Annotated in this window: 11 protein-coding genes; 5 read left to right on the forward strand and 6 right to left on the reverse strand. The window is 71.5% G+C overall.

Annotated elements, in window-relative coordinates; all coding sequences use genetic code 11:
* The first annotated feature begins 343 nt into the window (after positions 1 to 343).
* The 5 genes from FHS22_RS25115 to FHS22_RS25135 are packed head-to-tail and all read left to right on the forward strand — an operon-like array spanning position 344 to position 4,729.
* Positions 344 to 1,330 (forward strand): ABC transporter substrate-binding protein, encoded by a 987-nt coding sequence (locus FHS22_RS25115; RefSeq protein WP_184945474.1) that lies wholly within the window; start codon positions 344 to 346, stop codon positions 1,328 to 1,330.
* Entirely contained in the window at positions 1,330 to 2,121 is a 792-nt protein-coding gene (locus tag FHS22_RS25120; RefSeq protein WP_184945475.1) for an ABC transporter permease, read from the forward strand. Before FHS22_RS25115 ends, FHS22_RS25120 begins: the two co-directional genes overlap by 1 nt.
* Positions 2,121 to 2,909 (forward strand): ABC transporter permease, encoded by a 789-nt coding sequence (locus tag FHS22_RS25125; protein ID WP_184945606.1) that lies wholly within the window; start codon positions 2,121 to 2,123, stop codon positions 2,907 to 2,909. Before FHS22_RS25120 ends, FHS22_RS25125 begins: the two co-directional genes overlap by 1 nt.
* Positions 2,910 to 2,918: 9 nt before the next feature.
* Positions 2,919 to 3,701 (forward strand): ABC transporter ATP-binding protein, encoded by a 783-nt coding sequence (locus FHS22_RS25130; RefSeq protein ID WP_184945476.1) that lies wholly within the window; start codon positions 2,919 to 2,921, stop codon positions 3,699 to 3,701.
* Between the two features lie 20 nt (positions 3,702 to 3,721).
* Complete coding sequence (locus tag FHS22_RS25135) at positions 3,722 to 4,729, forward strand: methyltransferase (protein ID WP_184945478.1); 1,008 nt, start codon at positions 3,722 to 3,724, stop codon at positions 4,727 to 4,729.
* 54 nt (positions 4,730 to 4,783) lie between these two features.
* Here the strand turns inward: FHS22_RS25135 and FHS22_RS25140 are convergent, their stop codons facing one another.
* The 6 genes from FHS22_RS25140 to FHS22_RS25165 form a co-directional block, all read right to left on the reverse strand.
* A complete protein-coding gene (locus FHS22_RS25140) occupies positions 4,784 to 6,061 on the reverse strand; it encodes a flavin-dependent oxidoreductase (RefSeq protein ID WP_184945479.1) in 1,278 nt (425 codons plus the stop codon).
* 911 nt (positions 6,062 to 6,972) lie between these two features.
* Positions 6,973 to 7,512: a GTP-binding protein gene (locus FHS22_RS25145; protein WP_184945481.1), complete on the reverse strand. Its 540-nt coding sequence runs from the start codon at positions 7,510 to 7,512 to the stop codon at positions 6,973 to 6,975.
* Positions 7,513 to 7,519: 7 nt separating this feature from the next.
* The gene (locus FHS22_RS25150; RefSeq protein ID WP_184945483.1) at positions 7,520 to 7,888 is read right to left on the reverse strand and encodes a DUF742 domain-containing protein; all 369 of its coding nucleotides are present in this window, start codon (positions 7,886 to 7,888) and stop codon (positions 7,520 to 7,522) included.
* Positions 7,889 to 7,978: 90 nt separating this feature from the next.
* On the reverse strand, positions 7,979 to 8,401 hold the full coding sequence (locus FHS22_RS25155) for a roadblock/LC7 domain-containing protein (RefSeq protein WP_184945485.1): 423 nt from the start codon (positions 8,399 to 8,401) through the stop codon (positions 7,979 to 7,981).
* Positions 8,398 to 11,445, reverse strand: coding sequence for a sensor histidine kinase (locus tag FHS22_RS25160; RefSeq protein ID WP_184945487.1), 3,048 nt, complete (start codon positions 11,443 to 11,445; stop codon positions 8,398 to 8,400). Before FHS22_RS25160 ends, FHS22_RS25155 begins: the two co-directional genes overlap by 4 nt.
* A gap of 137 nt (positions 11,446 to 11,582) precedes the next feature.
* Positions 11,583 to 12,989, reverse strand: a complete 1,407-nt coding sequence (locus tag FHS22_RS25165; RefSeq protein ID WP_184945489.1) for an aminobutyraldehyde dehydrogenase — start codon at positions 12,987 to 12,989, stop codon at positions 11,583 to 11,585.
* Between the last annotated feature and the right edge of the window lie 21 nt (positions 12,990 to 13,010).

Raw genomic sequence — 13,010 nt, forward strand, 5'->3', positions numbered from 1 at the left:
AGTTCGGCCAACGGCACATAAGACGCGGATTATCCATAACCGTCACACACCCCCCAACCAGACACCGCTTCCGGTCCGGCAGAAAACCCGCGCAGAGGCGAACGGACATCCCTCTAGAGCACCCCATCATGGGACAAAACCAACGACTGCCCACAAAGCGGGATAAGTCACATTATGACCGGTTTAGCCTGATAGGCGACATTTGTTATTCGGCTGATTCCCTCCGCTACTCTGATCCCCGATCGACACCCCCTTGATCATTCGCCTCCCGGGACCACCCCCCACACCGCCCCAGCGCCTCACCGAGTCCCGCCGAGGAGATCAATGCAGCTAAGGAGAGCTGATGAAGTTCAGACTCGCGAGCCGGGCCATCGTCGCAGGACTCGCCGCCGTACTGGCGCTCAGCGCCTGCGGGGGCTCGGACCCCGCCGACACGGCTGAAGCCGGCGCGGCGGGCGGGCTGGAGAAGGCCGAGATCACCATCGGCGCGCTGCCGATCCCCGACTCGGCCGCCCTCTACATCGCCAACGAGAGGGGCTTCTTCAAGGAAGAGGGCCTCACGGTGAAGATCGAGACCGTCCAGGGCGGCGCCCAGGCCCAGCAGAGCCTCATCGGCGGCTCGCTGGACGCCACGCAGACGAACTACGTCTCGACCTTCCTCGCCGTCTCGGCGGGCAACAAGTTGAAGATCGTCTCTGACCTGTACCAGGCGACGCCCGACTCCTTCAACATCATGGTGCCGAAGGACTCCCCCATCAAGACGCCGGCCGACCTCAAGGGCAAGAAGATCGCGGTCAACAGCCAGAAGAACATCGGCACGCTGGCCGTCACCTCGGTTCTCAAGGCCCACGGCCTCACCGCCGAGGACGTCACCTTCCTGGAGTTCCCCTTCCCCGAGATGGCGGGCAAGCTCGAGCAGGGCATCGTCGACGCGGCCTGGATGACCGAGCCGCACCTGACCGCCGTCCAGAAGAACATCGGCGCCCAGAAGCTGGCCGACACCATGACCGGCCCCACCGCGGACTTCCCCATCGCGGGCGTGGTCGTCACCGAGGAGTTCCTGACCCAGCACCCGAAGACCGTCGCCGCCTTCCAGCGCGGGCTCGCCAAGGCCCAGCAGATCGCCGCCTCCGACCGCAAGGCCGTCGAGAAGATCCTGCCGACCTTCACCAAGATCGACGCCGCCACCGCCGCGGTCATCACGCTCGGCACCTTCCCCACCAGCCTCGACGAGACCCGCCTGCAGCGGGTCTCGGACCTGATGGTGGAGCAGGGCTACCTCAAGACCGCGGTCCCGGCCAAGTCCATCCTCCCGGGTGCCAACGGGTGATGACGGGACGTTCCCTGCTCGACAACAGACTGCTCTGCGGCGCCATCGGCATCGCAGGGCTGTTCTGTGTCGCGGAGCTCGCCGGGCGGACCGGGCTCATCGACCCCATCGTGTTCCCCCTGGCCTCCACGGTGGTCGGCCGCGCAGTCGAGCTGGCGGCGGACGGCGACTTCCTCGCCGACGTCGTCTCCACCCTGGGCGCCTGGGCGGCGGGCCTCCTGCTCACCGTCCTGATCGCCGTTCCCGTCGGCTTCCTGCTCGGCACCCTGCCGCGGGTGGAGTCCGCGCTCCGGCCCGTCCTGGAGTTCCTGCGCCCGATCCCGTCCGTGGCGCTGATCCCCCTGGCCCTGCTGCTGTTCTCCGACCGGTTCGACATGAAGGTCGCGGTGATCGTCTACGCCGCCTGGTGGCCGGTTCTGATCAACACCATGTACGGCCTCAGGGACGTCGACCCGCTGGCCAAGGAGACGCTGCGCAGCTTCGGTTTCGGGCCCTTGGCGGTGCTGTGGCGGGTGTCCCTGCCCAGCACGGCCCCGTTCATCGCCACCGGGGTACGGCTGGCCGCCGCGATCGCGCTGATCCTCGCGATCAGCGCCGAGCTGCTCGGAGGAGGCTCCAGCGGCATCGGCACGTTCATCCTGGAGTCCGGCAGCAGCACCGACGCGCTGGAGTACACCGTGGCGGCGACCATCTGGGCCGGGGCCATCGGAGTGATCTCCAACAGCCTGTTCACCCTGGCCGAGCGGCGGCTGTTCCACTGGCACCTGGCCCGTACGGAGGGGACGCGGTGATGCGGTTCCTGCGCGCCCTCGGCCGGCTGTGGCTGGTACCCGTCGTGCTGGTGGCGTGGGAGGCCGCCACCCGCCTGGCGGAGGACATCTTCTTCCCTCCTCCCACGACGATCGCGGCCCGCATGCACGAGATGTGGTTCTCCGGTCCCGCCGAGCGGCTCTGGCTCACCGACGCGGCCCTGGAGAACATCCCCACGAGCGTCGGCCGGCTCTTCGCCGGATGGCTGCTCGCGGGCGTGATCGGCGTCGTCCTCGGCGTCATGCTGGGGCGCTCGGCGCTGCTGTCCCGGTTCATCGACCCGCTCGTCCAGTTCGGGCGCGCCATCCCGCCTCCCGCCCTGCTTCCCTTCTTCCTCGCGCTGTTCTCCGTCGGCGCGCAGATGCAGATCGCCACGATCGTGTTCGGCATCGTCTGGCCGATCCTGCTCAACTCCAGTGACGGCGCGCGCCACGTCGACCGGCAGCACCTGGAGACCTCCACGGTCTTCGGGCTGTCGCGGAGCCAGCGGCTGTTCTGGGTCATCCTGCCCTCCGCGATGCCCAAGATCTTCGCGGGCCTGCGGCTCAGCCTGTCACTGGCGCTGATCCTGATGGTCATCTCCGAGCTGGTGGGCAGCGTCAACGGGATCGGCTTCCAACTCCTCGACGCCCAGAGGTCCTACGACCTGCCCGGCGTCTGGGGAACCATCGTGGTCCTCGGTGTTCTGGGATACCTGCTCAACTCGGTCTTTCTCGTGGCCGAGCGACGTGTGCTGTCCTGGCACCGCGGCGCCAACCGTACAACCTGAGGACCCGCTGTGCTTGAGATCTCGAACCTGACCCACGTCTACGGCGGCGGGCCCGGCGCCCACCACGCTCTGGGGGGCATCGACCTGAAGGTCGCCCAGGGCGAACTGGTGTGCATCGTCGGCCCCTCGGGATGCGGCAAGTCCACCCTGCTCCGCTCCATCGCCGGGCTCCTGCGTCCCACCGGCGGGACCGTGACCCTGGGAGGCAAGCCCGTCGAGCGGACGCCGGACGACCTGGCCGTGGTCTTCCAGGACTACAGCCGCTCCCTCTTCCCCTGGATGTCGGTGGGCGACAACGTCGCGCTGCCGCTGCGGCGCAAGGGCATGGACCGGCCGCGGCGGCGGGAGGCGGCGACGGAGGCGCTGGAGCAGGTCGGCCTGGCCGGGGCCGCGGGCAAGTACCCGTGGCAGCTCTCCGGCGGCATGCAGCAGCGCGTCTCCATCGCCCGCGCCCTGGCCTACCGGCCCGCCCTGATGCTGATGGACGAGCCCTTCGGCTCGGTCGACGCGCAGACGCGCGAGGACCTGGAGGACCTGACCCTGCGCGTCCGCAGCCACCACGACATGACGATCCTGCTCATCACCCACGACATCGACGAGAGCGTCTACGTCGGCGACCGGGTCGTGGTCCTGTCCAAGGCCCCCGCCACGGTCGCCGGCGACCTGCGGGTGGACCTGCCCGGCCCGCGCGACCAGATCACCACCCGGGAGAACCCCGCATTCGTGCACCTCCGTGCCGAGGTCGGCCGCCTGGTCCGCGGTATGCGGAACGACCCGGCCGTCTCTTCCTGACGATCAGAGAGGACTTGCCAATGGACGACCCACAGGCACCGGTCTGGGACGCGATCGGCGGGGTCTCCCGGTTCGCCGCCCTGGCCGTGATGGCCGAACTGGGCTGCGCCGACCACCTGCGGGAGGGGCCGCTGAGCACGGGCGAGCTGGCGGCCCGCTGCGGTGCCGACTCGCCGGCCCTCGGCCGGGTGCTCCGCCAGCTCGCCTCCATGGGGATCGTCGCGACGACGGCGCCGGGGGTGTACGAGCTGACCGAGGCGGGCGCCACGCTCCGCAGCGACGTGCCGAACTCGCTGCGTCCCGCCGTACGGATGATCGCCGAAGAGGGCTTCTGGTACGGCGTGGGCATGCTCCCGCGGACCGTGAGCACCGGGAGGTCGGCCTTCGTCGAGCGGTTCGGGCCGCTGTACAGCGGCTACCTCAAGTCGAACCCCGCCGCGGGACGGCTGTTCGACGACTACATGGTGGCCCGGTCGTGGCCGTTCGCGGAAGCCGTGGCCTCCCGCTACGACTTCTCCGGCGTGCGGACCCTCGTCGACGTGGCGGGCGGCAGGGGGCACGTGCTCGCCGCGGTGCTGAACGCCTATTCAAACGTGCGCGGCGTCCTGTTCGACCTGGAGCAGGTGGTCCCCGGCGCGCGGGAGTCCTTCGCGAAGGCCGGTCTTGAAGACCGGTGCGAATGCGTCAGCGGCGACTTCTTCGCCTCCGTCCCGGCCGGAGCCGACGCGTACATGCTGGGCAGCGTGGTCCACAACTGGTCCGACGAGGATGCGGTGCGGATCCTGCGCAACGTCCGGGAGGCCATGGCCGAGGACGGCCGGGTGCTGCTGGTGGAGTTCGTCGTGCCCGACGACGACGCCCCCCACGTCTCCAAGGACGTCGACATCCGCATGCTCGCCCTGTTCGGCCAGGGCATGGAGCGCAGCGCGTCGGAGTACGGCGAGCTGCTCGGCAAGGCCGGGCTCCGCCTGAACCGGCAGATCGAGCTGACGGCCGGATCCAGCATCGTCGAGGCACTGCCCGTCTGACCGGCCCGGTCCCGCGGCCGGCGGTGCGGGCGCCCGTACCGCCGGCCGCGGCGCTCAGTCCCCCGTCCCGGCGCCCCTCCCCCGCGCGTCCCGGACGACGCTCCAGGACGGGCGCTCGTTCAGGAGCGTGACGTCCGTGTCGGTCATCCGCCGCTGGCCGGCCGCCATCTCGGCGATCTCCTCGGCGGTGAGCACCTCGGAGACGTCCCCGAACCCCAGCGGGGCCCGCTCCCCCACCAGGGCGATGATCCGCTCCATGGGCATCTCGCGGTTGGCCAGGACCAGCGGGGTGGTGGCCGTCCTGCGCTCCTGCTCGTAGGCGGCCAGCCCCTCGACGGGGCCGGACGCGGCCAGCGAGCGCGCCAGCACCCGGGCGTCGAGCACGGCCTGCGAGCCGCCGTTGGAGCCGACCGGGTACATCGGGTGGGCGGCGTCCCCGAGCAGGGTCACCCGGCCCCGGCCCCACGACGGCAGCGGATCCCGGTCCACCATCGGGTACTCCAGGATGCGCCCGGCCCCGGCGAGCAGCCCGGGGACGTCGAGCCAGGGGAGCCTCCAGTCCGCGAAGTGCGGCAGGACCTCCTCCAGCGCCCCCTCCCGGGACCAGTCGGCCGCCGGCACCTCCCCGCCGTCCCCCGTCTTCACCTCCGCGACCCAGTTGATCCGCCTGCGATCGGCGGAGACGGGGTAGGCGACGAACTTGCACGACCGGTTCGAGCCCACGACGGCCAGGGTGGACCCGTCCAGGAACGGCTCGCTCTCGGTGATCCCGCGCCACATCCGGACCCCGTTCCACAGCAGCGGCCCGCCGTCCGGATGGAGTCGTGCCCGTACGGCCGAGTGCACTCCGTCGGCCCCGACCAGCACGTCGGAGGCGAGGCCGAGCGCCTCTCCGGTCCGCACGTCCCTGAGCGAGGCGACGACCCCGTCCGAGCCCTCCACGACGTCCTCGAAGCACAATCCCGTCCGCACCGCCTCCGGTCCGAGCCGCTCGCGCACCGCGTCGAGCAGCAGCATCTGGAGCGCGCCCCGGTGGACGGAGTACTGCGGCCAGCGGTAACCGGCGGCCCTGCCCCGCGGCAGGGCGAGGATGGTGCCGCCGAAGCGGTCGGCGTAGGTCTGGAAGCTGGTCGCGACGCCGATCCCGGCGAGCCGGCCGCCCAGGCCGAGTTCGGTCAGCTCCCTGACCGCGTGGGGCTGGACGTTGATCCCCACGCCGAGCGGGCGCAGTTCCGCGGCGGACTCGGCGACCGTGCATCCGATCCCGGCGGCGTGCAGGCTGAGCGCGGTGGTGAGGCCGCCGATACCGCCGCCGATGACCAGGACGTGCATGCGTTCCCCCGATACGTGCCGCGGCCCCTGCGCAGGGAGACCATTCGTGATCGTGACGACAATCGTCCGGCGATGACCTTATTGCCGATGCGAGGTCCGTGGCACCACATATGAGGTGAATCCCTGACGGCGTTCTCCTCGGCCGGGGTCTCTCCCTACCCGCGGATCGGGAAAAGAGCGACCGGAAATCCACCGCCGGTCCGCCAGGATAGGCGCACGGCAATTGAATGAGAATTCAGGAAATCGGGAAACGAGGAGGATCCGCCTCCTCGAACTCCCGTTATGTGGATCGCCCGCCGAGGGCCGTACTGATGCTCCGTTGAAAACGGGGGCGGCCGCCCCGCGCGGCGGAAAAGCCCCTGTGATCCACTACCGGGCGGAGGCTACGCTGATCCGCCGACCGCCCCGCCCGGACGGCACGATCCGCCGGATCCGGCGGGGCCGCGGGGAAGGCCTCGCGGAAAGCCGCGGGGAAGGCCCCGCGCCGGAGAAGGCGTACCTCACGGACCGACGCGCCCTCCCCGTGCCCGACGGCTCCGCCCTCTTCGTCGCCGAGCAGAGGGGCTTCTTCCGGGAGGCGGGCCTGACGGTGCGGAAGGAGATCGTCCAGGGCGGCGCCGCGGCGATCCCCACCCTGCTCAGCGGCACCCTGGACATCAGCATGGCCGACTACGTCTCCGCGTTCCCCGCCGCCGGGCCCTGGCCACGGCGCGGCGGCCATCAGGCTGGGCACCTTCCCGACCGGTCTGGACCCGCGGCGGCTGCAGCGCGTCGCCGACGTGATGCTGGAGCAGGGGTATCTGAAGAGCGCGATCGACGCCAGGACCCTCGTCGCGGATCCCACCGGCTGACTCCGGCCGCCGTGCCGTCCCGGTCCTCCCGGCCGCGGGCCGGGCCCGGGACGGCACGGGTCAGACGCGGATGGTGAGGACGTGCTCGACCAGGGTGATCAGGGTCGACTTCACCGCGTCGCGGGAGCGCGCGTCGGTCCGGACGATCGGGATGTGCGGGGAGATCGTCAGGGCCTCCCGCACCTCCTCCGTGCCGTGCAGGTGGTCCCCGTCGAAGCCGTTGAGGGCGACCACGAAGGGCAGCCCGGCCTCCTCGAAGTAGTCGATCGCCGGGAAGCTGTCGGCCAGCCGGCGGGTGTCGACCAGCACGACCGCGCCGATCGCGCCCTTGACGAGGTCGTCCCACATGAACCAGAACCGGTGCTGCCCGGGCGTGCCGAACAGGTACAGGATCAGGTCCCGGTCCAGGGAGACCCGGCCGAAGTCCATGGCCACCGTGGTGGTCCGCTTCGTCGGAATCTGCGAGAGGTCGTCGACCCCGGAACTGGCCTCCGTCATGACCGCTTCCGTGGTCAGCGGCATGATCTCGGAGACCGCGCCGACGAAGGTCGTCTTGCCGACACCGAAGCCGCCGGCGACCACGATCTTCGTCGACGTCATCCCGGCGTCAGAGCCTGCGAAGCCCACTGAGCACCCTTTCAAGCAAGTTGAGGTTCGGCTTTCCGGCATCCAGCGACGGATGGTGGATCTGCACCAGGCCCTCCGCCGCCATGTCCGCGATCAGCACGCGGGTCACGCCCAGCGGCATGTGCAACATGGCCGAGACCTCGGCGACCGATCGTATCTGCCGGCACAACGAGGTGATCGCCTGGTACTCCGTGGAGAGCATGGAGGGGTCCACCCCCGGAGCGGTCGCCGAGGAGACCAGCGCCTCGAGCGCGAGCTGCGTCCGAGGAGCGGTCCTTCCCCCGGTGACAGCGTACGGACGAATCAAACGATTCCGTCCGCTCTTGGCCTGAGGCGGCGGCTCGTTCATCGGATGCTATCCCTCCTTCTCCATTGTTGTCCTGATGTTTCGTCAGTGACGCCCGCCCGCTGCCGGGGCGTCCGCCTGTCGCCGGGACGCCTACCGCTGGGACGCCTGGAGCTCGGCGCGCAGGGCCGGGGTCAGCGCCTGGCCCGCGCGCTCCGCCAGGAGCGTCATCTGGTAGGCCACCAGGCCCATGTCGCAGTCCGGCGAGGCCAGTACGGCGAGCGCGGAACCGTCGCTGATCGACATGGTCAGCAGGAGTCCCCGCTGCATCTCGATCACGGTCTGCACGACCGGGCCGCCTTCGAAGACCCGGGCGGCGCCCTGGGTCAGGCTGACCATGCCGGCCGTGATCGCGGCGAGCTGGTCGGCGCGGTCCTTCGGGAATCCCTGCGAGTAGGCCAGCGGAAGCCCGTCCGCGGAGACGATCACCGCGTGGGCCACGCCGGGCATTTCCTTGACGAACTCGGTGATCAGCCAATTGAAGCCGCGGGCGGCCTGACTGAGTTGGTGGTTCACTGCTTCTCTCCCTCGGCGGCGCTGGACCGCTCGTTCATCTCGGCGCGGCCCTGCCGGACGCCCTTCTGGAAACTGGACAGACGACTGCGGACCCGCTCGGCCGAGATCGGGGGCATCGGGGTGACCGGCGCCGACGCGGCGGGAGCCGCGCCGGGGACCAGGTTGGCCTTGGGCACCCGCTTGGGCAGTCCCGCCCCGGTCAGCCCGCCCTCCGCGGGCTTCCTGGCCGCCTCGGCGGCGGCCCAGCCCTGGTCGGCGGGGCTGCTGCTCCAGGGCTGGGGTTCGGCGGGCCCGGCCGCGGGCGCGGGCTGCGCCGGGGCCGTACCGGTCCCGTCCTCCACCGGCCCGGGGCCCGAGCCGGTGACCGCGCCGGTGCCCGGCCCGTCCACCGGGACGCTGCTCCGGAACCAGTCGGAGCCCACCGCCGCGAAGATCGGCAGGAACTCCTCGGGCTCCGGCTCGGTCACCGGCACCCCGACCGCGGGCAGCGTCTGGGTGTTCTCGGTCTGCTCCAGCCGGTGCGGCGCCCAGGACTCCGCCGGGGACGGCTCGGACCAGGACTCCGGCGCGGGCGCCTCAGGCCAGGAGGGGGAACTCCGGTCGGGGAGCCCCGGCGGCGGGGTCCGGTCGAGCGGGGAGGACGGCGGCGCGGCCGGAGTGAGGGGCGAGGACCACAGGCTCTCCACGTCCGAGGCGGACATCATCGGCTTGGACCACAGGTCCGCCACCGACGGCGGGGCCTCCGGAACCGGCGGGATCTCCGGCGCGACCGGAGCCGGGACCGGGGTGGCGGCCCGCACCGCGGGGGGCGCGCCGAACGGCGTGTCCTCCAGCGGGGGCATCCCGAAGGGAGGACGCTCCTCCCTGGGCGGGCCGGGAGGCGGGAAGCCCGCCGGTGCGGGACCGGCGGGTCCGGCGGCCCCCTGCGGCGCGGGGCCGCCGAAGGAGCTGAACGAGCCGAAGGACGAGCCGAAGGACGAGCCCGCCGAGGGGGTCGATCCGAACGGGTCGGTCCGCAGCCCTCCGGCGAACGGGTCCGCGTCGAGCGCGGGAACCGCGGGCCGGGCTGCGGCGGCCATGGCCGGCTGGGGCGTCATGGACTGCGCGACCACCTGGGCGGGCAGCAGGACCACGGCGCTGAGCCCGCCGGTCTCCGGGCGGCGGAGCTGGACGCGGATGCCGTGGCGCTGGGCCAGGCGGGCGACCACGAACAGGCCCATCCGGCGGGAGACCGACAGGTCCACCGAGGGCGGCTCGGCCAGGCGGCGGTTGGCCTCGGCCAGTTCCTCGTCGCTCATGCCGATGCCCTGGTCGGTGACCGCCACGATCACGCTGCCCATCTCGTTGCCGTTGCTGGTCACCGTGATCTTGGTGTCCTGCGGCGAGAAGAAGATCGCGTTCTCGACGAGCTCCGCGATCAGGTGCACGATGTCGTTGACGGCCTGACCGATGATCAGGATGCCGGACTCGACCCTGAGAGTGACCCGCTCGTAGTTCTCGACCTCGGACAGGGAGGCCCGCGCCACGTCGCCCAGCGGAACCGGCTCGCTCCACCGGCGGCTCTGCTCCTGACCGGCGAGGACCAGCAGGTTCTCGGAGTTGCGGCGCATGCGGGTGGCCAGGTGGTCCAGCTTGAAGAGGCTCGCCAGCCGGTCGGAGTCCTGCTCGCCCTGCTCCAGGTCGTCGATGAGGTCGATCTGGCGCTCCACGAGCGACTGGGTGCGCCGGGAGAGGTTGACGAACATCGCGTTGATGTTGGCCCGCAGCCGGGCCTCGTCTCCCGCCAGCCGCACGGCCTCGCGGTGGACCTCGTCGAAGGCCCGGGCCACTTCCCCGATCTCGTCGCGGGAGAGCACGCCGATGGAAGGCACCTCCACCGGCGAGCCCGCCTGGCCCGACTCCCGCAGCACGCGGACGGTCTCGGGCAGCCTGCTCCCGGCCACCTCCAGCGCCTCGCTGCGCAGCCTGCGCAGCGGGCGCACCAGCGTGCCCGCCACCCAGGAGGTGATGAGCAGGATCAGGACCAACAGGACCAGGATCGCGCCACCGGAGATCATGGCGCTGCGTTCCTCGGCGGCCTCCATCTCCTGGCTGCGCGCGACCACCGCGGCGGCCATGTCGCGCTCGACGGTCCGCATGCCGTCCACGGTCGCGCTGGAGGCGTCGAACCAGCTCCGGATGCCCACGGCGCCCAGGCCCTTGTTCTCACGCATGCGCGACATGACCAGGGCGCGCGTGGCGTCCGCCCGGTCGATCTTCGGGCCGCTGACCGCCTCGCGCAGCCGCCTGATCTGGGCGGTGGAGGCGGTCGCCTGGAAGGCGGCCAGCTCGCTCTGCTGGCTCTTGTAGGCCCCGAGGAAGTCCGCCGGGTCGTCGAAGTCGAAGCCGCCCTCCAGGCGGGCGACGAGCAGGATGCCCCGCTGCCTGGCGACCTGTTCCTTGGCGCGGGTCAGGGCACCGAGGGCCAGCGCGTCGGCGATCAGGCGCTCGTCGCCGCCGCTGCGGCCGAGGTCGTCGTGGAGGGTGACGAAGTCGGCGATCATGCGCGAGTACATGCCGAGGGCCGCACGGGGGAGTACCCCGCCCTCGGTGACCAGCTTGCGCAGGCCGTCGAGGCCGTGCAGCCAGCGGCGGACCTGGGCGGCCTCGCTCCGGACACGGGCGGCGTGCCCCTCAGCGCCGACGGCGGCGACCGCCTTGAGCACCTCGGTGCCGGCCCGGTCCACCGCCTCGCGCTGCTTGCGGACCTGTGCGAGCCGGGCGGCCCGGTGGTTGTCGGCGATGTACCAGGCGGTGAGGTCGCGCTCCTCCGCCATCTCGTGGGCGAGGGTGCCGAGCCGCTCGACCAGCGAGGCGACCTCGGACATCCGGCGGTACTCGGTGGCGGTGGACAGCGCGGTGGTGAACTGGAATCCGCTCAGCAGTACGGCCGCCGCGGTCGGCAGGAGGATCAGCGCGACCAGGCGGGGACGCACGCGCCAGTTCGCCGGCAGGAGGCGGCTGCCCGCCCCTGCCGGTCGACGGCTGCGACGGTCTTGGGTCATCACTGGCCTACGTAACCCCTCGCCGGGTAGGGAAGCGGCGGAAGCAATTTGAGCACATCCTTTATGTCACGACGAATGGAGTAAATATCTATAAATCCCTACAAAAGGGACTTTCGATGCCTTGAGGACTGATAGTTCTAAGCGGGCCGGAACGACTCCCTCGCCTCCGGAGCCTGGTGCTTGATCATCAGGTGGCGGGTCACCGAGTACTCCTGGACCGCCTCCTGGCTCATGTCCTTGCCGAAGCCGCTTCCCTTCACCCCGCCGTGCGGGGCTTCCGAGGCGATCGGCAGATGGTCGTTGACCCAGGTCACACCCACGTCGAGGCGGTGCGAGACGCGCAGCGCCCGGGACACGTCGGAGGACCAGACCGAGGAGGCCAGGCCGTAGGGGGTGTCGTTGGCCAGCCGCACCGCCTCGTCCTCGCCGTCGAACGGCAGGGCCACCAGCACCGGCCCGAACAGCTCGCCCTGGACGATCTCGCTGTCCTGGCGGGCGCCGTCGACGAGCGTCGGCGGGTAGAAGAACCCGGGCCCCTCCGCCGGGGCGCCGCCGCGCAGCACCGCGGCGCCCGCGGACACCGCGCGCTCGACGAAGCCGTGCACCCGGTCCCGGTGCCCCGCGGAGATCAGCGGGCCGATGTCGGTGGCCGGGTCCCAGGGGTCGCCCACCGTGATCTGCGCCAGTGTCCCGTGAAGCGCTTCGACGGCCTCGCCGTACACCTCCCGGGCGATGTAGACGCGGGTGGCGGCCGTGCAGTCCTGACCGGTGTTGTAGGTCGCGCCCAGCGCCACGCCCCTGGCCATCTCCGCCAGGTCCGCGTCGCCGAAGACCAGCGCCGGAGCCTTGCCGCCGAGCTCCAGGTGGACCCGCTTCAGCGAGCCGGTCGCCCCGCGCATGACGGCGCGCCCGGTCTCGGTGGAGCCGGTGACGCTCACCATGTCCACACCCGGGTCGGTGACCAGCGCCTGGCCGACCTCGGCGTCCCCGAGCACGACCTGGAGCAGCCCGTCCGGCGCCCCGGCGCGGGCGAACAGCTCGGCCAGCCGGAGCGTGGTGCCCGGCGTCTGCGGCGCCGGTTTGATCACCACCGCGTTGCCCGCGGCGAGCGCGGGGCCGACCTTCCAGACCGCCATCACGAGCGGGAAGTTCCACGGGGCGATCGAGGCGACCACGCCGACCGGGCGGCGGACCAGCACCGAGGTGTACCCGGCGCTGAACACCCCCGCCCCGGTTCCGTCCAGCGAGCGCGCCGCCCCGGCGAAGAAGCGGAGGTTGTCCACCGCGAAGGGCAGCTCGCCGTCGCGGAACACCGCCGCGGGCTTGCCGGTCTCGGTCACCTCCAGCCGGGTCAGCTCCTCGGCGTCGGCCTCGACGAGGTCCGCCAGGCGCAGCAGCACCCTGGCCCGCTCGGCCGGGGTCGCCGCGCTCCACTCGGCGAACGCCGCCCGCGCCCGCCGTACGGCCGCCGCCACCTCGCCGACCGGAGTGGCGTGCGCCTCCGCGGCGGACTCGCCGGTGGCCGGATTGATCAACTTACCCATGGGACATCCCTGCTCGTGCTC

Origin of the sequence: Thiemannella venezuelensis (assembly GCF_014203605.1) — a bacterium.
Lineage (GTDB): Bacteria > Actinomycetota > Actinomycetes > Streptosporangiales > Streptosporangiaceae > Planomonospora_A > Planomonospora_A venezuelensis.